General features: G+C 69.8%; 22 protein-coding genes. 13 read left to right on the top strand and 9 right to left on the bottom strand.

Annotation, left to right across the window (positions count from 1 at the left end; translation table 11 throughout):
- Positions 1 to 130: 130 nt before the first annotated feature.
- The 5 genes from WDU93_RS05415 to WDU93_RS05395 are packed head-to-tail and all read left to right on the top strand — an operon-like array spanning position 131 to position 5,617.
- The gene (locus WDU93_RS05415; RefSeq protein ID WP_337318360.1) at positions 131 to 1,468 is read left to right on the top strand and encodes a hypothetical protein; all 1,338 of its coding nucleotides are present in this window, start codon (positions 131 to 133) and stop codon (positions 1,466 to 1,468) included.
- Positions 1,465 to 2,127 carry a DUF4129 domain-containing protein gene (locus WDU93_RS05410; RefSeq protein ID WP_337318358.1) on the top strand — a complete coding sequence of 221 codons (663 nt, stop codon included), beginning with the start codon at positions 1,465 to 1,467 and terminating at the stop codon, positions 2,125 to 2,127. Before WDU93_RS05415 ends, WDU93_RS05410 begins: the two co-directional genes overlap by 4 nt.
- Complete coding sequence (locus WDU93_RS05405; protein WP_337318356.1) at positions 2,124 to 3,329, top strand: DUF4350 domain-containing protein; 1,206 nt, start codon at positions 2,124 to 2,126, stop codon at positions 3,327 to 3,329. The genes WDU93_RS05410 and WDU93_RS05405 overlap by 4 nt, the downstream gene beginning before the upstream one ends.
- 56 nt (positions 3,330 to 3,385) lie before the next feature.
- Positions 3,386 to 4,309, top strand: a complete 924-nt coding sequence (locus WDU93_RS05400; RefSeq protein ID WP_337318480.1) for an AAA family ATPase — start codon at positions 3,386 to 3,388, stop codon at positions 4,307 to 4,309.
- Positions 4,310 to 5,617, top strand: coding sequence for a DUF58 domain-containing protein (locus WDU93_RS05395; RefSeq protein ID WP_337318353.1), 1,308 nt, complete (start codon positions 4,310 to 4,312; stop codon positions 5,615 to 5,617). It abuts the gene before it with no gap.
- Positions 5,618 to 5,690: 73 nt separating this feature from the next.
- On the opposite strand, the gene katG is transcribed toward WDU93_RS05395, so the two are convergent.
- Complete coding sequence (gene katG, locus WDU93_RS05390) at positions 5,691 to 7,904, bottom strand: catalase/peroxidase HPI (RefSeq protein ID WP_337318351.1); 2,214 nt, start codon at positions 7,902 to 7,904, stop codon at positions 5,691 to 5,693.
- Between the two features lie 58 nt (positions 7,905 to 7,962).
- Complete coding sequence (locus tag WDU93_RS05385) at positions 7,963 to 8,391, bottom strand: Fur family transcriptional regulator (protein WP_337318349.1); 429 nt, start codon at positions 8,389 to 8,391, stop codon at positions 7,963 to 7,965.
- 165 nt (positions 8,392 to 8,556) lie between these two features.
- Here WDU93_RS05385 and WDU93_RS05380 point away from each other — a divergent pair, with 165 nt between their 5' ends.
- Complete coding sequence (locus tag WDU93_RS05380) at positions 8,557 to 9,333, top strand: aquaporin (protein WP_337318347.1); 777 nt, start codon at positions 8,557 to 8,559, stop codon at positions 9,331 to 9,333.
- Between the two features lie 6 nt (positions 9,334 to 9,339).
- Here the strand turns inward: WDU93_RS05380 and WDU93_RS05375 are convergent, their stop codons facing one another.
- Positions 9,340 to 10,329, bottom strand: a complete 990-nt coding sequence (locus WDU93_RS05375; RefSeq protein WP_337318478.1) for a stage II sporulation protein M — start codon at positions 10,327 to 10,329, stop codon at positions 9,340 to 9,342.
- Positions 10,330 to 10,345: 16 nt separating this feature from the next.
- Here WDU93_RS05375 and WDU93_RS05370 point away from each other — a divergent pair, with 16 nt between their 5' ends.
- Positions 10,346 to 11,155, top strand: a complete 810-nt coding sequence (locus WDU93_RS05370) for an RDD family protein (protein ID WP_337318345.1) — start codon at positions 10,346 to 10,348, stop codon at positions 11,153 to 11,155.
- On the opposite strand, the gene WDU93_RS05365 is transcribed toward WDU93_RS05370, so the two are convergent.
- Complete coding sequence (locus tag WDU93_RS05365) at positions 11,156 to 11,380, bottom strand: DUF3499 family protein (protein ID WP_337318343.1); 225 nt, start codon at positions 11,378 to 11,380, stop codon at positions 11,156 to 11,158.
- A 68-nt stretch (positions 11,381 to 11,448) separates the two neighbouring features.
- Between WDU93_RS05365 and WDU93_RS05360 the strand changes: the two genes are divergently transcribed.
- A complete protein-coding gene (locus WDU93_RS05360) occupies positions 11,449 to 11,880 on the top strand; it encodes a hypothetical protein (RefSeq protein ID WP_337318341.1) in 432 nt (143 codons plus the stop codon).
- 25 nt (positions 11,881 to 11,905) lie between these two features.
- On the opposite strand, the gene WDU93_RS05355 is transcribed toward WDU93_RS05360, so the two are convergent.
- The 4 genes from WDU93_RS05355 to manA all read right to left on the bottom strand — a co-directional run bounded on the left by WDU93_RS05355 (position 11,906) and on the right by manA (position 17,839).
- The gene (locus WDU93_RS05355) at positions 11,906 to 13,291 is read right to left on the bottom strand and encodes a DUF5719 family protein (protein ID WP_337318340.1); all 1,386 of its coding nucleotides are present in this window, start codon (positions 13,289 to 13,291) and stop codon (positions 11,906 to 11,908) included.
- Positions 13,288 to 16,185, bottom strand: a complete 2,898-nt coding sequence (locus tag WDU93_RS05350) for a glycosyltransferase (protein WP_337318338.1) — start codon at positions 16,183 to 16,185, stop codon at positions 13,288 to 13,290. The genes WDU93_RS05355 and WDU93_RS05350 overlap by 4 nt, the downstream gene beginning before the upstream one ends.
- 68 nt (positions 16,186 to 16,253) lie before the next feature.
- The gene (locus WDU93_RS05345) at positions 16,254 to 16,571 is read right to left on the bottom strand and encodes a WhiB family transcriptional regulator (RefSeq protein ID WP_337318336.1); all 318 of its coding nucleotides are present in this window, start codon (positions 16,569 to 16,571) and stop codon (positions 16,254 to 16,256) included.
- Positions 16,572 to 16,717: 146 nt separating this feature from the next.
- Entirely contained in the window at positions 16,718 to 17,839 is a 1,122-nt protein-coding gene (gene manA / locus WDU93_RS05340; protein WP_337318334.1) for a mannose-6-phosphate isomerase, class I, read from the bottom strand.
- A gap of 49 nt (positions 17,840 to 17,888) precedes the next feature.
- Between manA and WDU93_RS05335 the strand changes: the two genes are divergently transcribed.
- Both WDU93_RS05335 and WDU93_RS05330 read left to right on the top strand, forming a co-directional pair.
- Positions 17,889 to 19,304 carry an O-antigen ligase family protein gene (locus tag WDU93_RS05335; RefSeq protein WP_337318332.1) on the top strand — a complete coding sequence of 472 codons (1,416 nt, stop codon included), beginning with the start codon at positions 17,889 to 17,891 and terminating at the stop codon, positions 19,302 to 19,304.
- Positions 19,301 to 20,599 (top strand): O-antigen ligase family protein, encoded by a 1,299-nt coding sequence (locus WDU93_RS05330; RefSeq protein WP_337318330.1) that lies wholly within the window; start codon positions 19,301 to 19,303, stop codon positions 20,597 to 20,599. The genes WDU93_RS05335 and WDU93_RS05330 overlap by 4 nt, the downstream gene beginning before the upstream one ends.
- Before the next feature lie 10 nt (positions 20,600 to 20,609).
- Here the strand turns inward: WDU93_RS05330 and galE are convergent, their stop codons facing one another.
- Positions 20,610 to 21,599: a UDP-glucose 4-epimerase GalE gene (gene galE / locus WDU93_RS05325; RefSeq protein ID WP_337318329.1), complete on the bottom strand. Its 990-nt coding sequence runs from the start codon at positions 21,597 to 21,599 to the stop codon at positions 20,610 to 20,612.
- 77 nt (positions 21,600 to 21,676) lie between these two features.
- Between galE and WDU93_RS05320 the strand changes: the two genes are divergently transcribed.
- Genes WDU93_RS05320 through WDU93_RS05310 form a run of 3 tightly spaced genes read left to right on the top strand, consistent with a single transcriptional unit; the run spans position 21,677 to position 25,164 of the window.
- Positions 21,677 to 23,587 carry a glycosyltransferase gene (locus tag WDU93_RS05320; protein WP_337318327.1) on the top strand — a complete coding sequence of 637 codons (1,911 nt, stop codon included), beginning with the start codon at positions 21,677 to 21,679 and terminating at the stop codon, positions 23,585 to 23,587.
- A complete protein-coding gene (locus WDU93_RS05315) occupies positions 23,584 to 24,537 on the top strand; it encodes a glycosyltransferase (protein ID WP_337318324.1) in 954 nt (317 codons plus the stop codon). The genes WDU93_RS05320 and WDU93_RS05315 overlap by 4 nt, the downstream gene beginning before the upstream one ends.
- Entirely contained in the window at positions 24,538 to 25,164 is a 627-nt protein-coding gene (locus tag WDU93_RS05310; RefSeq protein ID WP_337318322.1) for a hypothetical protein, read from the top strand.
- The last annotated feature ends 8 nt before the right edge of the window (positions 25,165 to 25,172 follow it).

The following is a 25,172-nucleotide window of genomic DNA, read 5'->3' as shown; positions in this document are numbered from 1 at the left end:
GCGCTGCCGAATCCCCCCGAGCCGACAACCTTTCTCAGCCTACTCAATAAACGTGCTGCTCCGGCGTTGCCTGCGGCGGGCCGCGTCAGGGGCGTGTGGCACGATGGGAGCGCACACGGAGGGAGGGCGCGTGAGCGGCCAGACTTGGACACCAGCCCCGAAGCGGGGCGCGATCCCGCTGCATCCGATGACCTTCGGCATGCTGCTGGGTAAGGCGTTCGCGGCCCTGCGTCACAACCCGAAGGTGCTGTTCGGTTTCGCGGTGACCGTGCAACTGGTCGTGGTCATCATCACGACCGCGATCATGACGACCGTCCTGTTGGCATCCGCACAGCGCCTGGAATCCGTGCCGGAGACGTCGCCCGACTACCCGACTATCGTTGCCGGCACCATCGCGCTGAACCTGATCATCGGTGTGGCCCTGGCCTTGGCATCCGTCGCCTTCACCGCCGTCGTGCAGGGCGTGGTGGCCGCTGATGTGTCCTTCGCCGCCGTCGGTCGCGCGGTCGGGCTGCGGGCACTGTGGAACCGGATGAAGCCGGCGTTCTGGCGCCTGTGGGTGTTCGCACTGCTGCAGGGGTTGGTGGTCGTCGCCGCGATCCTCCTCGCCTCAGGGATCATCTTCGGGCTCGCGGCGGGCGGGTTGATGGGAAGTGGCAGCACATCCGACGCGTTCGCGGCGGCTGGCGTGGTGATCCTCGCACTGCTCGGCGTGATCCTGGTGCTCACGCCGCTGGTGATCTGGCTGTCGACCAAGCTGCTGCTGGTGCCGTCGATCCTGGTGATCGAGCACGCGACACTGCGGACGGCGCTGGTGCGGTCGTGGCGGTTGACCCGTGGGCGCTTCTGGCCGGCGCTGGGCGTCATGTTCTTGATCGGCGCGATCATGGGGCTTGCCGCGCAGGTCGTCGGCGTGCCCGGCACGATCCTGAGCATGGTGCTCGTCGGCATATTCGCCCCCACCGGCGCCGTGGATGCGGTCAGCATGATCACGGTGCTGGCGCTGATGATCATTCCGCAGATTCTCGTCTTCGCCGTCCAGGCGATCACCCTGGTCGTGCAGGCAACGGGCGGTGCTCTCATCTATCTCGACTCCCGCATGCGGTACGAGGGGCTCGACCAGGCTCTGCTGTCGTATACCGAGCGCAGCTCCCTGGGTGTGAGCGATGAAGATCTCGGCGATCCGTACCGCGTCGATCCCGAACGAGCGGTCTCGAGTGCGCCACCGCCTCGCGCCGCGCCGGCCCCCGCCCCCGTCCCCGGGTATGGTGCTGCCCCCGGCTACGGCCCGCCTCCTGGCTACGGCGCCCCGGGTCCGTACGGTCCGGCAGGACAGTACGGCACGCCCGGCCCGCCATATGCCCCGGTGCCCGCACCGGTTCCGCCGCCCCCTGCCGTCGCTCCGCCGCCGCAGGCGCCTGGGCAGGCCGACTCCACCTGGGCACCGCCGGGCGGCGGCAGCGCATGAGCTGGCGGCTGGCCTCCGCGGGCGTCTTCATCCCCGACGGAGACGAGGCCCAGAAGTGGGCTGAAGACGAGCTGGAGAAGGCTGCCTATCAAGAGGCCAAGCCGAACTGGTTCGATCAGCTCGCCCGTGACATCGTCGACGCGATCATCGGTCTGTTCTCCGGTGACGGCAGCGGCAACATCGCCCCGTTCGCGGCCACTCTGATCGTCATGGTGCTCATCGCGGCGATCGTGGTCGCGCTCATCATCTGGGGACGCCCGCGCGCCTCCCGCTCTATCCGGCGGCGCACCGATCTGCTCGGGGAACGCGACGACCGCACTGCTGCGCAACTGCGCGCGGAAGCCGATCGCGCCGCGAAGAGCGGCGATCTCGACTCCGCCGTCGTCCTGCGGTTCCGGGCGATCGCCCGCGCGCTTCTGGAGCGCGACCTGATCGACCCCGCCCCCGGCGCCACCGCGCAGGGCATCTCCCGCGAGGCATCCACCGTCTTCCCCGTGCTTTCCGCACGCCTGCATGACGCGGCGGTGCTGTTCGACCGTGTCCGCTATCTCGACGTCGCAGCCGCCGCGGATGACTATCGCGCGATCACCGAGATCGATGCGGCCGTCTCGGCGGCCGCTCCGGTGCATGCGGCCGAGCCCGAGGGGGTGCCGGCATGAGCATCGCCGAGCGCACTGTCGATACGACAGCCGAGCCCCCTGTCTCCACGGCCGCCGCGCCTCCGGCAGGACGGTGGGGGAAAATCCTCGGCTGGCTGTTCGTGGTGGTGTTGCTGGTGGGAATCGCACTCACAGCGATGCGCTTCGTCGCGACGGCGCCGCCGCTGGACGGCACCCTCAACCCCGATGTGAGCAACCCCTACGGCGCGCAGGCTCTGGCCGAGGTGCTTCGCCAGCAGGGGGTCACGGTCGATGTGGTCCGTACCCGCGATGAGCTGTACAACCGGCTGCGAGATGACACGACGCTCGTGATGACCGATCCCTATCCCCTCAGCGACGATTCCGTCGTGTCGCTGCTCAACGATTCCGAGCGCACGGTCTTCCTCTCGGTGAGTTCGCGCCTGTTGCGCCTCACCGCCCTCGGCGAACCATCGCAGACGCAGGTCGACACCGCGGAGGTCGGCTGCGAGATCGAGTATCTGTCCCGCGTCGGCGAAATCGCGCCCGAGCGGCTGTTCACTCCGTCGGCCGGCACCACCGGATGCTTCACCGCGCCCGACGGCAGTGCCGCGGTGCTGGTGGACTCATCGCTCGAGCGCGTCACGCTGGTCGAGGGCACCCGGCTCTTCTCAAACGCGCAGCTCGCCGAAAACGGCAACGCCGCCCTCGCCCTCGGCCTGCTCGGTCAGACCGGGCACGTGCTCTGGTACGTGCCCAACATCGATGACGGTGACCACACCGCTGATGACGCCGACACCCTCGGGTCGCTCACGCCCGACTGGGTGACCCCTGCGCTGGTGCTGCTCGCGATCGCCGGCCTCACGGCGATCGCCTGGCGAGGTCGGCGCTTCGGACCCCTGGTCGCCGAATCGCTGCCGGTGACGGTCCGTGCGTCCGAGACGATGCACGGACGCGCTCGCCTGACGGCGAAGGCGGCGGATGCCGGTCATGCGGCGACCGAGATCCGGACCGGCACCGTGCTCCGTCTCGCGCGCCGGCTCGGACTCAGCTCGCGCGCCACCGCGCAGGAAGTTGCGGATGCTGCCGCCGACCGCCTCCGGGTGCCACGCGGCTCGCTGTACGAGCTGCTCGCCGGACCGCTGCCACAGAACGACCCCGACCTCATCGCCCTGGCCCGTGGCCTCGCCGATCTGGAGGCGGCGGTGGAAACCACCGCCCGCACTGAAAGGAACGACCAGTGACCGATGTGAACACCCCCGACGCGACCGCGGCGACAGATGACGCGCTCCGCCACGCGATGCACCGCGTGCGTCTCGAGGTCGACAAGGCCGTGATCGGCCAGGCAGGCACTGTCACGGGCCTGTTGGTCGCGCTGCTCGCGCGAGGACACGTCCTGCTGGAGGGCGTGCCTGGTGTCGCGAAGACACTCGTCGTGCGGTCGTTCTCACGCGCTCTCGGGCTCGACACCAAGCGGGTACAGTTCACTCCCGACCTCATGCCGGGTGATGTGACCGGCTCGCTGGTGTACGACGCACGCACGGGAGAGTTCGAGTTCCGCGCCGGTCCGGTGTTCACCAACATCCTGCTCGCGGATGAGATCAACCGCACACCCCCGAAGACGCAGGCGGCGCTGCTGGAGGCCATGGAAGAACGTCAGGTCTCGGCCGATGGTGAGAGCCGTCGCCTGCCCGACCCGTTCCTCGTGGCCGCCACCCAGAACCCGGTCGAGCACGAGGGCACGTACACACTCCCGGAGGCACAGCTGGACCGCTTCCTGATGAAGCTCGTCGTGGCCATGCCCGAACGCGATGCCGAGGTATCGGTGCTGCGCCTGCACGCCGATGGCTTCTCACCCCGTGCGCTGAGCGGCATCGAGGCTGTCGTGACCGCCGACGAGATCCGCGCTGCACAGGACGCCGCGGCCCGCGTGCAGGTCACCGACGATGTGCTCGCATACATCGTCGACCTCGCCCGCGCGACCCGACAGTCACCCTCGGTCGAGCTGGGCGCGAGCCCGCGTGCGGCGACCGCACTGCTCGCGGCGGCGAAGGCGTGGGCATGGCTGAACGCGTCCAGCGCCGTCACCCCTGACCACGTGCAGACGATGCTCATGCCGGTCTGGCGGCACCGCCTGCAACTGCGGCCGGATGCCGAGATGGAAGGCGTCTCGGCGGATGCCGTGCTGCAGTCGGTCGTGCAGCAGACCCGGGTGCCGATCTAAGTGTTCGTGACCGGCCTGTTCGCGCTGCTGGTGGGACTCGGGGTGATCCCGGTCGTCCTGCTCAGCACGATCGGGGTGCCCGCCTGGCTGGTGGTCGGTGGATGGCTGGTGCTGTGCGCGGTGCTGCTGGCAGCTGACGTGGCCCTCGCCGCGAGCACGCGCAGTCTCGTGGTGACCCGGCGGGTGCCGAACCGGGCACGTCAGGGCGAGCCGGTGACCGTGAGCGTCGCCGTGCTCAATCACGGCGCCCGCACCCTCCGCGGGTGGCTCCGCGATGCGTGGCAGCCCACGGCAGGCGCCCCGACAGAGCGTCCGCGCATCACGGTGCCGCCCGGCGAACGACGTCGCGTCGAGGTGCCGCTGCTCCCGCGCCGGCGTGGAGAGCTGGAGAGTGACTTCGTGATCGTGCGCTCGCGGGGTCCGCTGGGTCTGGGCGGCAGGCAGAGCAGACACGACGTGCGCGGGGCGCTCCGGGTGCTCCCGGCCTTCCGCTCACGCAAGCATCTTCCCTCTCGCCTGGCCCGCCTGCGCGAGCTGGACGGCAACACCTCGATTCAGGTACGAGGCCAGGGCACCGAATTCGACTCGCTGCGCGAGTATGTGCGAGGCGACGACATCCGCTCGATCGACTGGCGCGCGACCGCACGCGCCGGCACGACGATGCTGCGTACCTGGCGACCCGAACGCGACCGCCACGTGGTGATCCTCATCGACACGGGGCGCACAGCGGCGGCTCGGGTCGGTGACGGCACCCGGCTGGATGCCGCGCTCGAGGCGACGCTGCTGCTCGCGGCGCTGGCCAATCGGGCTGGCGACCACGTGCACGTGCTGCTGTTCGATCGTGTCTCTCGCGCTCGGGTCACCGGAGTCGACGGGGCCGCACTGCTGCCGGCGATCACCGATGCGATGGCGCCGGTGCACGCCCGCCTCGTCGACACCGACTGGCCGGCCGCCTTCGCGGCGATCCGCTCGATGACGACGCGCCCGTCGCTGATCGTCGTCCTCACCGCGCAGGATGCCGCGGAGTCCGCGCGAGGCTTCCTCGGCGCGTTCCCGACCTCGTCCCGCGCGACGACCGTGCTCGTCGGGTCGGTCACCGACGAGGCGATCGGTGAGCTCGCCCGGCGCCGTGATTCTCGGGAGGACGTCTATCTCGCCGCGGCGGCCGAGCGCAGCCTGCGTGACGCCGAGATCGTGGCGGATGCCGTGCGGCGGGCCGGCGGAGAGGCCGTGGCGGCCGATCCGGAAACCCTGCCCCCACGCATCGCAGACCGCTACCTCGAGCTCAAGGCGGCGGGCCTGCTCTGAGTCCGATGCGCCCCGGCGTCCGGACGCACGATGCCCCGCACCTCAACGGGTGCGGGGCATCGTGGGTGTGGGCTCAGCGCAGGTCGAACCGGTCGAGTTCGGTCACCTTGCCCCAGGCCAGGGCGAAGTCGCGCACGAACTTCTCGGTGGCGTCGTCGGCGGCGTAGACCTCGGCGAGCGCACGCAGTTCGGAGTTCGAGCCGAACAGCAGGTCGACGCGCGTGCCGTAGCCGACCAGCTCACCTGAGCCGTCCTTGCGTCCCTCGAAAGCGTGCGAGCCCGGGTCCAGCGGCTTCCACGTGGTGCCGAGGTCGAGCAGGTTCACGAACACGTCGTTCGAGAGCACACCCGGCCGCTCAGTGAACACGCCGTAGGGCGAGCCGTTCCAGTTGGCGTTCAGTGCGCGCAGGCCGCCGACGAGCACGGTCATCTCCGGCGCCGTCAGGGTGAGCAGGTTCGCGCGGTCGAGCAGCATGTGCTCGGCCGGGACGGCTGCCACCTCGTCTGCGACGTAGTTGCGGAAACCGTCTGCTGCCGGCTCGAGGAAGGCGAACGACTCGACGTCGGTCTGCTCAGCGGTGGCGTCGGTACGCCCGGGGTGGAAGACCACCTCGACCTCGACGCCACCGTCGGCTGCCGCCTTCTCGACTGCGGCGTTACCGGCGAGCACGATGAGGTCAGCGAGCGAGACGCGCACGTCGTCGGTGCGCGAGGCGTGGAAGTCGGCCTGGATGCCTTCGAGCACGCCCAGCACGCGGGCCAGACGCTCGGGGTTGTTCGCCTTCCAGTCCTTCTGCGGGGCGAGCCGGATGCGGGCGCCGTTGACGCCGCCGCGCTTGTCGCTGCCGCGGAAAGAGGATGCCGCTGCCCACGTCACCGAGACGAGGTCGGCGACGCTGAGACCGGATGCCAGCACCCGCGCCTTGAGATCGGCGATCTCGGCCGCACCGATGAGGGCGTGCTCGACCGCGGGGACGTTGTCCTGCCAGATGAGCTCCTCTGCGGGAACCTCCGCGCCCAGGTAGCGGACGCGCGGGCCCATGTCGCGGTGGGTGAGCTTGAACCAGGCGCGAGCGAAGGCGTCGGCGAAGGCGGCGGTGTCGTCCTTGAATCGACGCGAGATCTTGTCGTACTCGGGGTCCATCCGCAACGCCAGATCGCTGGTGAGCATGCGCGGCTCACGACGGCCCTCGGAGTGCGCCAGCGGCACCATGTCGGCGCCGCCGCCCCCGACCGGCCGCCACTGCTTGGCACCGGCCGGGCTGTCGAACAGCTCCCACTCGTAGCCGTAGAGGATGTGGAAGAACTCGTTGTCCCAGCGGGTCGGGTGGTAGGTCCACGTGACCTCCAGGCCAGAGCCGATCTGGTCATCGCCCTTGCCTGTACCGAAGGAGTTCTGCCAGCCGAAGCCCTGCTGCTCGAGTCCTGCTGCCTCAGGGTCGGCGCCGACGTGGTCGGCGGGAGCCGCGCCATGAGTCTTTCCGAAGGTGTGGCCGCCGGCGATGAGCGCGACGGTCTCTTCATCATTCATCGCCATGCGGGCGAAGGTCTCGCGGATGTCGCGGGCGGAGGCCAGCGGGTCGGGCTCGCCGTCCGGCCCCTCCGGGTTGACGTAGATGAGGCCCATCTGCACGGCAGCCAGGGGGTTCTCCAGCGTGCGATCACCCGAGTAGCGGCCGTTGGCGAGCCAGGTCGTCTCCGGGCCCCAGTACACGTCGTCGTCCGGCTCCCAGGCATCCACCCGGCCGCCGGCGAAGCCGAAGGTCTCAAAGCCCATGGTCTCCAACGCGACATTGCCGGCGAGGATCATCAGGTCGGCCCATGAGATCGACTGGCCGTACTTCTTCTTGATCGGCCAGAGCAGGCGGCGCGCCTTGTCGAGCCCCACGTTGTCGGGCCAGCTGTTCAGCGGCGCGAAACGCTGCTGACCGGTGCCGCCTCCGCCACGGCCATCGGTCACGCGGTAGGTGCCGGCGCTGTGCCAGGCCATTCGGATGATCAGCGGGCCGTAGTGGCCGAAGTCGGCTGGCCACCAGTCCTGAGAGGTGACGAGCGTCTCGGCGATGTCCTTCTTCACGGCATCCAGGTCAAGCGCCTCGAAGGCCGCCCGGTAGTCGAAGTCCGCTCCCAGCGGGCTGCGCTCAGCGGTGTTCTTGGCGAGGATCTTCACGTTGAGCTGCTCGGGCCACCAGACGCGGTTGGCCGATCCCATGGTGGGGTGCGGCTGGGCGTGCACGACGGGGCAGCTGCCCGCCTCGACAGTCTCGTGGGTGTCGACGTCGGTCATGTTTGTCCTTCCTGTTCTGCGGATATGTGCAGAATGTGGGGACCTGACAGCGCAGGCGTCAGGCCGGGTCCGCCGCCTGGGCGCAGTCGGCGCAGAGGCCCCAGTAGGTGATCTCGGCGGTCGCGAGGCGATAACCGTGGGTCTCGCTGGGGATGAGGCAGGGCGCGTGCCCGACGGCACAGTCGACGTCCTCAATGGCGCCGCACCCGGTGCACACCAGGTGATGGTGGTTGTCGGCGACCCGCAGCTCGAACATCATCGGATGCCCTGCCGGTTCGATCCGCCGCACGAGCCCCGCCGTGGCGAAGTCGCCGAGGGCGTTGTACACCGACTGCAAGCTGACCTCGGGCAGCTGCGCATGCAGGTCTTCCGCACTCGCGTGCGGGTGCCCGGCGAGGGCGGTGAAGACCGCTCGGCGCGGCTCGGTGACCCGGAGACCGGCGGCGCGGATGGCGTCGGCGGCGGAAACGGGAACAGCGGCGGTCATGCATCCAGCGTAGCTTCTTTTGAATAGTTCAAGAAAAGACGGACCCTGCCTGGGCGTGTCGCGCCCTGGTTCCGGGCGGGGGCACGGCGCGCCTCCTGCCGACAGCAGCGGCGAACGGGATCATGTGGAGCGACCGGCATCGTGCCGCGAGCGGAAGGACACGCAGTGAGCGACAAGGCGGCCCCGACCATTCCCGCCCTCGGTTCCAAGCTCGCCGCCGAGGGGTTCGGCACCTTCCTGCTCGTGTTCGGCGGCGTGGGCACCGCCCTGTTCGCGTCGAACCACTTCACCGACCCGGGAGCGAATTCCGCCGTCTACGTCGCCGTGGCACTGGCCTTCGGACTCACGGTGATCGTAGGCGCGTACACCTGGGGACCGATCTCGGGCGGACATTTCAATCCGGCCGTGACCCTCGGCGTCGCTGCCGCGGGTCGGGTGCCGTGGCGCGACGTCGGCCCGTACATCGCCGCCCAGATGGTCGGCGCCGTGGTCGCGAGCACCGCGCTGACCCTGATCGGGCTGTTCGGTCCCGACGCCTGGTTGCCCGCGGCGCAGGATGCCGGCTTCGCCAGCACCGGCTGGGACGCGCTCTCCCCCGGCGGCTTCGGCATGATGGCGGCGATCATCATCGAGTTCGTACTGACCGCGTTCTTCCTCTTCGTCATCCTGGGCACCACGCATCCGGAGCGCGGAACACCGTTCGCCGGACTCGCCATCGGCCTGACGCTCGCGCTCATCGTCTTCATCGCGATCCCGGTCGACAACGCGTCGGTCAACCCCGCCCGATCGCTGGCGACGGCGATCTACGGAGGCACGGACGCCCTGGCGCAGCTGTGGGTGTTCCTCGTCGTCCCCGTCGCGGGCGCGATGGTCGCCGGCCTCGCCTATCGCGCGCTGTTCGACGGCACGGTCAGCGCACCGTCGGCCGACCTGCAGCGCTGACGGTCGTCAACCGGCGACGAGCGTGGGCGTTCCCGCCTCCTGCTCGACGAGGTCGCCGCTCTCGCCACGACGAACTGCTCGGCGACCAATCACCAGCATGTAGAAGAGGAAGATCCCCAGGGCTGCCGCACCGATGCCGATCTTGACGGGCCAGGGCAGCGCGGAGCCGGTGATGAACCCCTCGACGAGGCCCGACAGACCGAGCGCGAAGACGAGCCCGATGGCGACGGTGGCCAGTGCGCGCCCCTCCTGCGCGAGCGCCTCGCCCCTGGTGCGTCGCCCCGGGGCCGCCCACGCCCAGAACACGCGCAGACCTGCCGCACAGGCCACGAAGATGCAGGTCAGCTCGAGCAGACCATGAGGCAGCAGGTGCAGCACCATCAGGTCGAGGTGATCGTAGGCGGTCATCACTGCCGTGGCCACCCCGAGGTTCAGCGCGTTCTGCATGAGCATCCACACCGGCCAGACACCGGTGACCCCGAACAGCACCCCTTGCATGGCGAGCCAGGCGTTGTTGGTCCACACCATCCCGGCGAAAGACGCGGTCGGCGCGTAATACGCGGTGAACTCCTCTTCGGCGTACTGCTTCAGATACTGCGGCTCTCCGAGCGCCGCCAGGTGGGCGGGGTCTGAGACGATCCACGCCGCGGTGATCACCCACACCAGCAGGAACAGCACCGCGATGATCAACGTCGTCCATCGGATGCGATACAGGGCGGCGGGCAGCTGCGAACCGAAGAAGCGGCCGGTCTGAGCGATGAAATTGCTCGGTGCTCCCGTCAACCGCAGGCGAGCGGCCGCGAGGATCGTCGACACGTAGGTGCCCTGCGGCGAATCCCCGACCGAAGTCTTGAGTTCGGCGAGGTCGGCGGATGCCGCGCGGTAGCGCACGATCAGCTCATCGACCTCGGCGCCGGAAAGTCGCCGCGTGCGGCTCAGTTCGTCGAGCCGCTCCCACTCGGGGCGGCGTGCATCGCTGAGCGCATCGGCATCCACCTGATTTACTGTACTCATGTCGACCCCGATCGCAGACGACCAGGAGATCCTCTCCGGCGAAGCCGTCGCGATCGACGTCCAGCCGATCGGCTTCCTGCTCCGCGCGGCCGGCGGGCTGGTCGACATGCTGATCAGCTTCGTCGTGTACTTCGCCTTCGTGCTGCTGCAACTCTGGCTCACCTTCAACGGACTGCTCGATCAGAACACCGCACGCATCTACCTGGTCGCGACGCTGGTCACCAGCTTTCTCGTGCTTCCGGTGACGATCGAGATGGCCACCCGGGGCCGCTCCCTCGGCAAGCTGATCGTGGGCGGACGGATCGTGCGAGTCGACGGCGGAGCGATCACCTTCCGCCACTCGTTCATCCGTGGACTGATCGGCGTGCTCGAGGTGTACGCGACGCTGGGCGGCCTGGCCGTCGTCGTGGGCGCCCTCACCGCGCGCTCCCAGCGCCTCGGCGACCTTGTCGCCGGCACGTACAGCCAGCGCGTGCGCACGCCGCCACTGCCGCCGCACGAGCCGGTGATGCCCTATTCGCTGGCCGAGTGGGCGACGATCGCCGATGTCGCGCGCCTGCCCGATCGCCTGGCCCGTCGCATCTCCCAGTTTCTGCGCACAGCTCACCACCTCGCCCCTGCGCCCCGCACGCGCATCGCTCACGAACTCCTCGTCGAAGCGACGCCGTACATCTCCCCCATGCCCGCCGCGCCGGCCGAGGAAATCCTCCAGGCGGCGACCGTGCTGCGCCGCGAGCGCGAACGCCGCGCACTGGCACTCGCCGACGCACGCACCGAGAAGCTCACCGGTCGGCGCGTGGGCGTCTGATCAGGCGCGCAGCGCCTCGTGGCGCACGACCAGCCAGCCGGCGGGAACCGAAAGCCGGTCGGCATGCGTGGCACACAGGTCATGCGCATGCGGCGCCCCGGCGGGACCGAGCGGCCCGAGGGCGGCCATCTGGTCGCCGTAGTCGTAGGTGAGCGTCGCCACGGCTTCGCGGGCACAGGCGACTTTCGAGCAGAGCCGCTGGTCGGTGCTGAGTCGATCATCCATCCCGAACACGCTACGGCGGCACACCGATGGTCGGTGCGCGCCGCGCGGCAGCGCCTAGACTTCACAGCATGCCTCGTCGCCGTTCCACCCCGTCAGCAGCCCCGCGCCCTGCGCGGCATGGCCGGCACGGGCGTCTCGGCCGCAGCGAGGTCGTCCGCCCTCCCCTGCCGCCCCTGGACGGGCGCCTGGACCGGTTCGAGATCACGGTCGGCAGCGCGGTGGAGTACCTGCGCGGTACGTGGCCAGAGCTGCGCGATGTACGCTTCGAGATCTCCGCCATGCCGACCCACGACAACGAGGCCGGTCTGGCGCGGTGGCGTGTGGATGTGCCGGGCAAGCGCATCTCGCTCTACCGGATCCCGATCGAGCGGCTCCTGCCGAAGGGCCACGATGACGCCGCGCACCGTCGGATGGCCGTCGAGGGTGCCGTCTTCCAGGCAGCGGCCCGGTACATCGGCCGGGAGCCCTGGGAACTCGACCCCGACGGTCCCCGCTACTGACGCGGGAACGTCGGCCGGGTCAGAATCACGGGCGCACGTCGATCGGTTGCTGATTCACCGCACTCGGGGTCAACGGCCAGCCGGCGACCTTCGCGTCGGCGTCATCCCCGACCATGGTCACCGCGGCGCGCACCGGCCCCGACGGACTCAGACGCCAGGACGAACCCGCGCGGACGGGCACGCTGACTGACGAACCCGCCGGCACCAGTACCTGCTGGTCCTCGCCGCCGCCGGCGAGTCCCACGCTGACGTCGGCGGCTCCGTTGTTCTTCAGCAGCAGTGTCGCGGACGGGCCGCGGGGCACCGTGAACGCGGTCTCAGCGACGATCTCGGGAGCGGCGGTCATCCAGGCGAAATCCGCCTGGGTCCCCGCGCGCACGGTCTGGCGGACGGCAGCCACGATCGGAGCGGTGCCGGTAACCTCGACATCGTAGACGCCGGGCTCGAGTCCCGACAGCGCCACCTCGGCGGGAACATCAGCGGTGAGCGCGACCGGGAACTCCTCGACGTCAGACGCCGCGCCGCCCACCGGCCGAACACCCACCACGGCCTGCGCGTCGGCTTCGAGTGAGAGCACGCGCAGTACGACGGCGGTCGCGTCGTCACCGGGTGCGTGTGAGGCCTGCACACCCAGCAGTGTCAGGCGGTCCTGCGGTCCGGTCACGCCGTCTTGCAGGTCGATGCCGACCGGGTCGAGGGTACGGATGAGCGACGACTGCAGCGAGGCCCGAATCGGGACGCCGTCAGAGGTCACCTGCACGACGGGGCGCGGCTCACCCGCGGCCACCGAGGCCAGCGGTACACCGAGCTGTGTGCCGGCCGGAACGACGGCCGTGGAGGCCGCTCTGGCCTCGCCGTAGACATCGATCTGCACGGTCGCCGGCACGTCGCCGGGGTTGGAGAGCACGATCACATCGGATGCACCTGTGGATACGTCACCACCGACGAGCCACGACGTGGTCGCCGGTTCGCGACAGGGTGCCGCCGCGAAGCCCCGCATATCGTCGGCATCCACCGTCATCGACTCCGACGCCGACAGCAGGGGCGCGACGCGGTCGACGACGACTCCGGTCAGACTCTGCGCGCCTGCACCGCCGGTGACATCGGGCATGGCCAGCTCTGCCACCTCCGGCTCGGCCTGCGTGCGGTCGACCGTGAGGGTCGGGCCTGCCGCCGAGACCATCGCCTCGGCGCGCACGCTGTCGCGGCCGAGTGCCCGGAATGAGCCGTTGCACACGATCACCGTGTCGCCCGGTACCGGGCTGACGGTTGAGACGGCCGGCGTGTTGCGGATGCCGGGAAGCGGTGCGCTGGCACCGAGCACCACCGCCAGCACACAGCCGGCGGCGACGACGGCACCGGCGACCACACGGGCGCCAGTGACGATGCGGATGCCGCGTCGGGTGCTCATCGCGTCTCCTCTGCTTCCGGCTGCTCGGCCACGTCGTTCGGCTCCTCTTCGTCTGACGAGACGTCGTCGTCGCGCCGGCGAGGAAGCACCAGAGGCTCCTCCGGAGCACGGCCGACCACGCGCGATCGGGATCGCGCCGCACGGCGGGACGCCCGAGTCGGGATCGACAGCAGCAGCGCGGCGAGGATCACCAGCAGCTGCCCGGCGACGACGGCGCGCGCGGTGGCCTGCTGCGCGTCGGTCAGAGCCGGGCGTTCGGCGATGGCACCCTCGATACGCCACAGCGTGCCTCGCTCGGTCTCACCGGCCTTGACGAAACCGGCGCGCTGATCGATGGCAGTGGTCGCCGCGCCCCGCATCGTTCGGGCCCGGTCGCCCTCGCCGTCGACCTGGGCGAGCAACACGAAGCTCACCCCGTCGGCGGCCAGCGTCGCAGCCGCATCGAAGTCGCGGGCGGACAGCAGGTCGACGGCATCGACGGCGAGGTCGTCTTCGGCGACCGAACCGGTGCTGATCATCGTGGTCTGCGCACCGAGGGTGTCGCTGGAGCCCCAGACCAGGCGCGTCGAGAGCGAGCCGTCGTTCAGCGGTGTGAGCACGAGAGTGCCGCGTTCCACCTCCGCGGTCGACTGCGCCGCGACGAAGGCAGGCAGCGTGCTCTCGGGGCCATCGCGCAGCGCCGACTGCCCGAGGTGCACGGCGGAGAGGGCGGGGACCGCACACGCCGCGACGGCGAGGCCGGTCACCAGAGAGGCGGCCGTGCGTGCCCAGCCGAGCGACAGCACGGTGTCGGCAGCCACGAGGGCGCCGCCGAGCAGACCGATCCACGCCAGGCTCAGGCCGGTGCCGGGCCAGATGGCCACGCCCACGCCCTCGGCGAAGGAGACCACGACCCCGACGGCGAGGTAAGCGGTTGCGAAACCGCAGACCGCGACGACGAGCAGCGAGATCCCCGCGCGCCAGCGCGGCGACAGCGCCGCGACGAGCGCAAGCAGTGCGAGCGGCGCAAGCAGCAGCGGAATCCAGGCGGCCATCTCGGGGCCGGCGAACCAGGTCCAGCCGGCGACGTCATCGGAGGGGAAGCCGGTGGCGAGGATCGCGCGCCCGCCGGCATCCGCTGTCACGGACGTCGTCGGACGGATGACGGCGGGGTCAGCCAGCAGTGCCCAGGCGTCGCCGTGACGCACCTGCCAGTACACGAGCGGTGCGAACATCACCGCGCTGGGGATCAGCACCCACATCAGCCGGATGGCGCCGCGGATGCGACCGGCCGACAGCGCGAACACCAGAGCGATCAGCCAGAGCAGCCCGAAGGCAGGCGCGAGGGAGGGCGCACAGGCGAGGGCGGCTGCGGTCAGCAGCGATGCCGCACCGGCGGCGCCCCAGGAGCGATGGGCGACGACGGCGGAGTGGAACACCCACGGCAGCAGCAGGTGCAGCAGGACGGCGCTCGGTCGCCCCTGCACGAGGGCGGTCAGGAAGGTCGGGGCGAGTGCCCAGACGACACCGCCCAGCACGCGCAGCCCGGCGCGATCGGTCACGCGCGTCGCCGCGAACCATCCCCCGAGCACGGCCAGAGGCAGGGCCAGCAGCCAGACCAGCAGCAGCGCGGTCGAGGGCGCGCCCGGCCACAGCGAGCCGAGCACGGCGAGCACCGCGCTGAACGGATCGGCAGGGCCCACGAGGTCGAGACCGAGTCCGCGCGAGCCCCAGGCGGCGTCGGCCCAGAGCGCGGTGAGTGTGTCGCGCAACGGCAGCAGGCCTCCCCCGCCGAGCACAGGCCAGGCGAGCAGGGAGGTGAAGGCGGTCAGCCCCACGACGAACGCGGCGATCACGGCCCAGGCCGCCCCGCCCGAGAAGAAGTTGAGTTCGCTGACCGCGCCGCCCTCGCTGCCGTGCCCGTCATCGAGCCGCTGCCGCAGTTGCTCCCGTGAGACTCGCAGGGGCGCGATGCTCGACCAGGACGCGTGCCGGAATGAGCGGATGGCGGCGCGCGAGCGGGCCACGGACGGCAGCCGCACCATGGCGGCGAGCGCGGCCCCCCACTCGGGGCCGACCTCGGCGGGGCGTTTGCCCACCAGGTGCGTGATCGATCGCCAGAGCGCGAGCGGCAACAGGCTGAGCCAGTGCAGCGGCACCGCGGGAGCCGGAGCGTAGGAGAGGCGCCGGTGCAGTTGCGCCCGCCGCACGGCCCACGCTCGAGCCACGTCGCGACGGGGCAGGGCGGCGGGGCCGTCCGGTGCCACACCGACACGGGCCTGGGGCACGAGCACGACCCGGCCGCCGCCGAGGCGCGCGCGAACACCCAGGTCGAGACCCTCGTCGGCATCGCCGAGCGCCGGGTCGGGTTGCAGATGACGTCGCGCCTCGGAACGGATGAGCATGCCGCGAATGTCTGCGGAGAGGACGTCTTCGATGCCGTCGTGCTGTCCCTGGTCGAGCTCATCGGCGGCCAGTTCCACCGTGCGCCCGTACCGGCTCATGCTGATGCCGAGCGAGACGATCTCTCGATCGTCCTTCAGGCTGACGAGCTTGGGAGCAGCGATCAGTGCCGACGGGGAGCGTTCGAGGGCACCGGTGAGGTGGCCGAGGGCGCCGGGGGCTGGAGCGGTGTCCTGTGCGAGGAGCCAGACGGCGCTCTCGGCGGAGACCCGAGGCTGGGCAAGGGCGATCGCCTCGGCGAAGGACATGCCGCCACGCCCCTCGATGATCCCTTCGACGAAACCATCGAGCCCATCGCCACGGCGGAGCGCTTCCGCGCTCCCGGTGACGACGATGGTCACCGCGGCGGGGCGGACGGATTGCGCACGGAGCGCGTCGAGCGTGTGGAGCAGGTGCGCGCGGGCGGATTCACCGGGGCGCGCGACGACGATGGCATGGACTCGGGCTGGCATGACCTGGCCAGCCTAGGCAGGGTGCGGGCGGCGAGGCGTGAGCCGACCCGGCGCGCCTGCCAAGCCGTTCAGCTCGCGCGGCGCTTGAGCTTGCGACGCTCGCGCTCGCTGAGACCGCCCCAGATGCCGAAGCGCTCGTCGTTGTTGAGCGCGTACTCGAGGCACTCACCCCGCACGTCGCACGACGTGCAGATGCGCTTGGCGTCTCGCGTGGAGCCGCCCTTCTCGGGGAAGAAGGCTTCGGGGTCGGTCTGGGCGCAAAGCGCGTCAGCCTGCCAGGCGAGTGCCTGGTCGTCATCCTGCTCTACCCGACGTACACCGGGAACCCCGAGATTGACCGGATCAACGAACCAGTTCTCGGGGACGTCCGAACGGTAACCCGTCATCTCGATCTCCCAACCCAGCCTGTGCCCCCCACGGGCCGTACTTCACCTAATTACACCCGTGTCATTCGCTGGGGTCAAGTCGCAGATGGTAAACCCTCAAGATGCCCTTTAAGGTTCATTGACGCGCATCGGCGTGTCGCGCCCGGTCAATCCGCTGCGTGACCCGGCTGGGCGATGAAGGCCTCGCCTGCGCCGGAGAAGAGCAGCGAGTCCTCGTCTTGCGAGACGTACACTGCCGTCCCCACCGGCACCACGACCGCGCTCTGGGCAGCCGCGACACGCACATCGCCGGCAGTGGCCAGCACGATTGCCGGGCCGGTGATCTCGACGGAGACCGCACCATCGATGCGCACCCGACGCAAGCCGAAGTCGGCGACGGGCACGGGATACTCGGCGACGGGCGCGGTGAGGTCGGGGCGCTGCACGGGAACGTCGCCGGGGGTCGTGTCAAGCACGGAGAGTAGCTCGGGCACATCGATGTGCTTGGGGGTCAGTCCACCGCGGAGCACATTGTCACTGGCGGCCATGATCTCGACACCGATGCCAGAGACATACGCGTGCAGCAGGCCCGCGCGCAGGAAGATCGCCTCTCCGCGGCGCAGTTCGACGAGATTCATCAGCAGCGCGACGACGACGCCGGCATCGCCCGGGTTCCGGGCCGCGATGTCGCGCACGACCGCGAGTTCGGCGGCGAACTCGTCAGAGGTCGCCGTGTCCAGTCCGGCGATGACCCCGGCGACGACGTCGTCCGCCTGCCCGCCGAGCAGGCGCGCGATCACGTCGCGCAGCACGTCGCCGTCAGCGCTCAGCCAGCCGCGCAACTGGTCGGCCGCAGGCTGCGAGCCGAACGCCAGCAGCAGACGCTGGGTGTCGGCGACCGGGCGCAGACCTGCCAGGGCGAGGAATCCGTCGCGCAACGCCACGATCAGTTCCGGCTTGTGGTTGTCGTCGCGGTAGTTACGAGCGGGGGCGTCGACGGCCAGGCCCTGCTCGCGAGCGAAGCCCTCGACGGCCTGCTCGCGGGTGGGGTGCACCTGGATGGACAGCGGGTCGGCCGCGGCGAGCAGCTTGAGCAGGTACGGGAGGCTGCCACCGGTGACATCCGCGAGCGTGCCGCCACCGGAAACGTCGGCGGGATCGCCGGGGTGGTCGCCGAACCAGACCTCAGCCTCGGGCGCGGCGGCGGGAGCGCGGTCCTCCAGGTCGGCGAGCAGGGTGGTCGACCCCCAGGCGTAGTCGCGCGGCACGTTCGAGATGGGGAGCAGCATCTGTCCAGCGTACGGTGCGCACCCGAGTCGGCGCGGTAGCCTGAACGCGATGGCCCAGTACACCAAGCATCCCGCCGCTCCCCTGCCTGCGGCGCCTGCACGCGAGACCACGGGGCACCTGATGGTGCGTGGCCTCGGCATCATCGCGCTGTTCTGCGTGTTCGCGCACACGGCGGTGTACAACCTGGTCGGACCGATCGGCGCCGGCATTGTCACCCTGGTGGTGACGGCGGCCATGCTCGCGGTGTGGATCCCCGCGATCGCGCACCAGCGCCCGACGCGCTTCCCCTGGCGGCGACTGCCCTGGACCGCCCTCGGCTATGCCGCGCTGGCGTTGATCTCACTGCTCTGGTCGCGCTGGCCCGCTGCCACCGCAACCACCTGGCCGGTGCTGCTCGCGGTGACCGTCACTGCCCTGTTCGTGGCGAGCATGCTCACGTGGCAAGAGATCATCCGCGCGCTGTCGACCGTGATGAAGTTCATCCTCGCCCTCTCTCTGGCCATCGAACTGTGGGTCGCGCTGGTGCTGCAGCATCCGCTCCTGCCGAACTTCCTCGAGGTCCCCGATGAGATCGATCCCCACCTGTACTGGGTCCGCGGGAATCTGTTCGACGGCGGACGCATTCAGGGCATCGTCGGCAACGCGCACACTCTGGCGATGATGTGCCTGTTCGCGCTGATCGTTTTCGGTGTGCTCTTCGTCGCCCGAGCGCGACGTCGCGGTGCCCTCCTAGTGTGGGCCGCGCTCGCGCTCGTGCTGCTGGTGAAGGCCGCCTCGGCGACCGTCTACCTCAGTGCCCTTGTGGTGCTGGTCGTGCTCACCGCGGCACTTCTGGCCCGCGCCGCCACGAGCCCCCGCAAACGCCGCAATGTCTACATCGGCTTCGGCGCCGTGGCACTCGTCGGCGTTGTGGCGGCCTGGGTCCTGCGTGATGCCCTGCTCGACGTGCTCGGCAAGGGATCAGACCTCACCGGGCGGATCGAGATCTGGAACGCGGTCTGGGCACGCGCGGCCGAACGCCCCGTGTTCGGCAACGGGTTCTCCTCCCCCTGGGTCCCCTGGGACCCCACGTTCGACGGCTGGATCCTCAACCACGGGATCACGGTGTTCCATGCGCACAACATGTGGCTCGACGTCTTTCTGCAGCTCGGCGTCGTGGGCGTGATCCTCATGGCGATCGCCTGGCTTGCTCTGCTCTGGCGCTCGTGGTTCTTCGCCGTCGACCGCCCTCGCTGGGATCTCGACGCGCAACGCCCGTACTCGGCGATCGCGCTGGCGCCGGTGCTGCTGGTCGCCGTGCTGCTCATTGAAGGCCTGGCTGAGTCCGCACCGATCATGCTGTGGGGCTGGTTGCTGCTGGTGATGCTGTCGTTCAAGATCAAGTCGGTGCCGCTGGTGGGTGTCGGACTCAGCGAGCGCACGCCGCTGATCAGCCACGGCGCCAAGGCGCGACAGGTGCCATGACCCCCAGACGGTACCTCGGGGCGCTGCTGTCGTCGGCGGAGTTCGCGCAGGCATATGCGCTCACGGCACTCGCCGCCACCTTCGCGTCCTTCGCGATCCAGCGTCTGACGTCGACCGTGACGTTGGTCGCCGGCATCTCACTGCTCGCCGTCGTCGGCCTCGGCATCCTGTGGGTGCGGCGCGCGGAGCTGACGCTGCTGAGGTTCGCCCCGTCGTCCCTGCTCGCCTTCCTCGCCCTGGCGCTGCTGAGCGCACTGTGGACGACCGACACCGGCGACACCCTGAACGGGTGGATCGCGCTGCTCGGGTACACGGTGATCGCGATCACCATCGGGCACGTCCGCGACACCCTGCAGACGGTGCGCGCCATCGGCGACACGCTGCGCTGGCTGCTAGTCCTCTCGCTGGGCTTGGAGCTGCTCTCGGGTGTGCTGCTCGACATGCCGTTCCCGTTCCTCGGCATCCAGGGCAATCTCGCCGGAGGCGGCCCGATCCAGGGCATCTTCGGCACCCGCAACATGCTGGGGTTCGTCGCAGTGATCGCGCTGATCACGTTCGTGATCGAGTGGCGCTCGCGGTCGGTCACGCGGGGGGTGGGCGTCGCGTCGATCGCGCTGGCCGGGATGCTCGCGCTGCTGTCGTCCTCGCCGTCGGTCGTGGTGCTGGCGGCCGGTGTCGGCGTCGCCACCGCTGCGCTGTCGATCGTGCGCCACGCGCCACCGGAGCGACGCGCCCTCGCACAGTGGGCGCTGGGAGCGCTGGTCACGGTGGGGCTGCTCACCGCCTTCGCGCTGCGTCATCAGATCATCCGCGTGCTCGACGCCGGGTCGGACTTCTCCACCCGGGCGGATCTGTGGAATCAGCTGCTGGAGTTCATCGCCGAGCGTCCGGTGCTCGGTTGGGGCTGGTTCGGGCGCTGGCCGGCCGACGAGTTCCCGTTCGTCTATGTGAACATCCTGCTGGAGGACACCCACCGCTCTGCGCTCAACGCCTACTTCGACGTGCTGCTGCAGCTCGGCTGGGTCGGACTCGTGCTCTTCCTGGTGCTCGGCGGTGTCGCACTCGTGCGGTCTTGGCTGGTCGTCAGCGTGCGTCGCTCGGTGGTCTACGCCTGGACGCCGCTGGTGCTGGTGACCCTGGCGATCGAGTCGATGTTCGAGAGCTTCACCCTCGCCGGGGCGGGGTGGCTGCTGCTCGTGTTGTGTGCGCTGCGCGCAGGGCAGACGCGGTCATGGCGAGAAGACCTCGACGCCGCCCAGACAGAGACGATGCCGACACTGCCGCCACAGGAGTGACGGCCGGCCCTTAGCCCAGCGTTGCGAGCTTCTGTGCCCAGGCGAGGGCGTCGCGCACGCCCTCGGCGGTCAAGCGCTCTGCCCGCCAGCCGAGCAGATCGCCGGCACGGTCGACGATCGCGAAGGCACCGGCCTGATCGCCAGGGCGTCGGTCGACCTCGACCACCTCGAGCGGCTCACCTGTGACCGCCTCGAAGGCCGCGATGAGCTCGCGCACCGTGACGCCTGAGCCGGTGCCGAGGTTGATCGCCTGATAGGGCTCGTCGGCCGTCGCGATCTCGTCGAAACGTTGCACGGCGATCACGTGAGCCCGGGCAAGGTCCCAGACGTGCACGTAATCGCGCAGTCCTGATCCGTCGCGTGTGGGCCAGTCCGTCCCGGTGAGCGGGAACGGTGTCCCCGCCGCGGCGGCCGACATGATGCGCCCCAGTGCGTGCGACGGCTGGGGGTTCTGCAAACCGGATCGCAGCTGCGGGTCGGCGCCGATCGGATTGAAGTACCGCAACGAGATCGCCCTGACGGCACCGGATGCCGCCGCATCCTGCAGAATGCGCTCGACCATCCACTTGGTGGTCGCGTACGGACTGCCGGGCGCGATCGGTGCACTCTCGTCCACCCCCTCACCCGACTCCCCCAGGTAGATCGAGGCCGACGAGCTGAAAACCACCCGCGTGATGTCACGGTCGCGCAGATGCTGCAGCAGTGCGACGGTCTTGGCGACGTTCGCGTCGTAGTAGCCCAGTGGATCAGCCACGGACTCGGGCACGACGATCCGCGCCGCACAGTGGATCACCACGTCGAGATCGGGGTGATCGGCGAGGATGCGATCGAGCAGCGCGGCGTCGGCGATATCGCCGTCATAGAACGCGCGACCCGTGCAGAAGTCGGCGCGGCCGGTGGAGAGGTCGTCAAGGATCACCGGCGTGATACCCGCGTCTTCGCAGGCCGATGCGATCGTCGCGCCGATGTAGCCGGCACCGCCGGTGATCAGAACCTTCATCGCGGTCAGCCTACCTTCGCCACCCGGCCATCCGCTCACCGGTGTTCCGAAGGCATCGCCCGGTAGGCTGTCTCCTCGTGACCACCGTGCTGCAGAACGTCGTCTTCCCGCTTGACCGAGACCCCGACCTGCTGCCTCTGTACGCGGACCCCGAGACGTGGTCGGTGATCGACGATGAACCCGTCCGCGTGTCGAACCGGGCACACCTGGGCAACATCCTCGACCGCACGCGCGCACGCATCCAGGCCGGCCGCCGCGTCTCGCTCGGCACCTACTTCAACGGGTTCCCCGCCTCCTACTGGCAGCACTGGACGAGCGTGCGCGAGATCCGGCTCACGGTGCGCACCACCGGCTCGGCGACCATCCTCGTCTACCGGTCCAACGGCTCCGGCATCCGCCAGCGCGTCGCGACCGAAGAGGTCACCGGCGACGCGACGACCTCCTTCGACCTTTCGCTGACCGAGTACAGCGACGGCGGATGGATCTGGTTCGACGTCGTGGCCGACGAGAGCGCCGCCGTGCTGGAGGGCGCGGAGTGGACGACCGAGCACGAGCCGCCGCGCACCGGCAAGGCCTCGCTGGGCATCACGACCTTCAACAAGCCGGACTACTGCGTCGAGACGCTGCAGGCGCTCGCCGATGCCCCGGAGGCGCTGGAACTGGTCGATCGGATCTTCCTGATCGATCAGGGCACCCGGCTTGTCGCCGACCAGGAGGGCTTCGACGAGGTGGCGGGCCGTCTGGGCGAGACGCTGCAGGTGATCCGGCAGGCGAACCTGGGCGGGTCGGGCGGGTTCTCGCGTGCGATGCACGAGACGCTGCAGCGGCCCGAGAGCGACTTCGTGCAGCTGCTCGACGATGACGTGCGGGTGGAGCCCGAGTCGCTGCGCCGTTCGATCACGTTCGGCCGCTACGCGACCACCCCCATGCTCGTCGGCGGGCACATGTTCGATCTGCTGGACCGCCCGAAGCTGCACGGCTGGGCCGAGGTGGTCGACGAGCAGCCCTTCATGTGGCGCAACCTCTTCCAGGAGGAGATGCCGCACGACTTCGGCGTCGCGAACCTGCGCCAGTCGCCGCTGCTGCATATGCGGATGGATGCGGACTACAACGGCTGGTGGATGTGCCTCATCCCGCTGGACGCCATCCGCAAGGTCGGCCTCGCGCTGCCGGCGTTCATCAAATGGGACGATGCGGAGTTCTGCCTTCGCGCCGGCGAGGCCGGGTTCCCGACCGTGTCGCTGCCCGGCGTCGCCCTGTGGCACGTGTCCTGGGTGAACAAGGACGACACGATCGACTGGCAGGCGTACTTCCACGCCCGCAACCGCATCGTCGCGGGTCTGTTGCACTCCAACGCCCCCGCGGGCGGCCGTCTGCTCACCCACAGCTTCCGCATGGACCTCAAGCACCTGATGATGATGCAGTACTACCCGGCGGCCCTGCGGGCCCGGGCGCTGCGTGACGTGCTGTCGGGCCCGGCGCACATGCGTCGCAATCTCGCGACGGCCATGCCCGCCGCTCGAGAGCTGGCCGCCGAGTTCCCCGAGACGGTGGTGCACCGCGACCCGAGCACCGTGCTGCACTCGCGGCGCGGCCGTCAGGTGTTCCAGCACCGCGATGTCAAGAAGCTCGACACTCCTACCGGGATCCGACTGCGACTGTTCACGATCCGCACGATGGTGAAGCACTGGCTGCACACCCCCGACCCCGCGAACCTCGCCCGCCCGGAGGTCGAGTTCGGCAAGGACGACGCCTGGTGGTGGCGGGTGCCGAACTTCGACAGCGCGCTGGTCAGCGCCGCAGACGGCTCGGGCAAGAACATCTATACGCGTGACCGCCGGGCCTACCGGCGCATGCTCATCGACTCCCTGCGGTTGCACCGCCGCCTGCGCAAGCAGTGGCCGGCGCTGCAGAAGCAGTACCGCGACGCGCTCCCCACGCTCGTGTCCCAGGAGTCCTGGGCGAAGACCTTCGAGGAGCAGGCATGACCGACGCATTCGACCCGGCATCGGCCGCGATCGTCATCGTCACCTACAACCGTTCGCATCTGCTGTCGGGGCTGCTCAGCAGCATCCGTGCGATGGATCCGAAGCCCGGCCGGGTCGTGATCATCGACAACGACTCCGCTGACGACACGACCGCGGTGGTGGAGTCGTTCCGCGACGACATCGGCACCGAGATCGTCTACCGGCGCCTGGCGACGAACACCGGCGGCTCCGGCGGCTTCAGCGAGGGGATGCGCACGGCGTACGAGCTTGGCGCCGAGTGGATCTGGATGATGGATGACGACGTCGAGGTACTTCCCGACGGCCTCGCCCGTATGGGCAAGTGGGCTCCGCGCTTCCGCAGCATCCAGGGGCGCCGGTACGACTACGACGGCAGCGAGTTCTACTGGCAGTACCGCATCGCCGAGCGCATGGGCATCCCGATCCCCTTCGCGCCGTCTGGATTCGATGCGGCGGGGTTCAAAGAGATGAACAGCGGATGCTTCGAGGGCATGTTCATCCACCGCTCGATCGTGCAGCAGATCGGCCTGCCCGACCCGCGGTTCTTCATCTACTGGGATGACCAGATGTACGGCTGGCTGGCCTCACGCAAGACCACGGCGGTGATCGTGGACGACTTCGTGCTGCGACGCACCCGCGAGATCAAGCAGTGGGACATGGGCATCCGCCACATGAACGCGTCCAGCAACGCCTACCGCTACTACATCATGCGCAACCGCGCCTTCATCAAGCACTACTACCGCGAGCACGGGGTCTACAACCCGGTGATCTTCGGCCTGGGCACGACGGCGACGTTCTTCAAAGAACTCATCCGCCTCTTCTTCGTCGAGCGCACGGTGCGCGGCACCAGCAACTTGTTCCGCGGCCTGCGCGACGGCGGCCGAATCGGCCGTGACCGCAGCTGGCGGCCGATGTCGCCGCTGGAGGCCTGAGTGAGCGAGCCGCAGCCCGAGTACGTCTGGGTCTTCCCGCCCGAGCGTCGCCGCAACGCCGGCCGGATCTGGCTGATCATCGGCCTGTCGGTCGCGGCGATCGCCATCGCCGCCGTCGCGGTCTGGTTCTTCTTCCGCCCCGGGTCCGCGACGACCGACCCGTCCCCGTCGCCGACGACGTCCGTCTCGGCGTCGCCGTCACCGGCGCCGTCTCCCACCGCAGGGTCAACCGCGACCCCGTCGCCGACGCCGAGCCCCGGTGCATCGTCGCCGCCGAGCGCGACGGACGGGCCGACTCCTCCGCGCCCGTCTGACCCGACGCTAACGGCGTTCCGGCAGGAGGTGGAGCCCGTGCTCGACTCCGCGGAGACGGGCTTGCGCTACGCGCGCGAAGACGGCGGCATGTCGGCCATGCAGGACGTGATGCTGCTGCAGGATGACGCGAACCGACTCAGCGAGAAGATCGCCCCGGCGTCCATCGCGTCCCGCTGGTCGTCTGCGTTATCGGCGTACAGCCGCAGCCTCGAACCCCTCCGCGCCGCCTACGAGCGCGGTGAAGACGCCTCAGCCGAGGATGCAGCGGCGTCGACGGCCCTGGCCCGCCTGAACGACGTCATCGGGCGCTGAGCGCCGGT

The organism is Microbacterium istanbulense (assembly GCF_037204145.1).
Lineage (GTDB): Bacteria > Actinomycetota > Actinomycetes > Actinomycetales > Microbacteriaceae > Microbacterium > Microbacterium istanbulense.
Note: the sequence above shows the minus strand (reverse complement) of the source record. Positions and strands in the feature narration are given on the sequence as shown.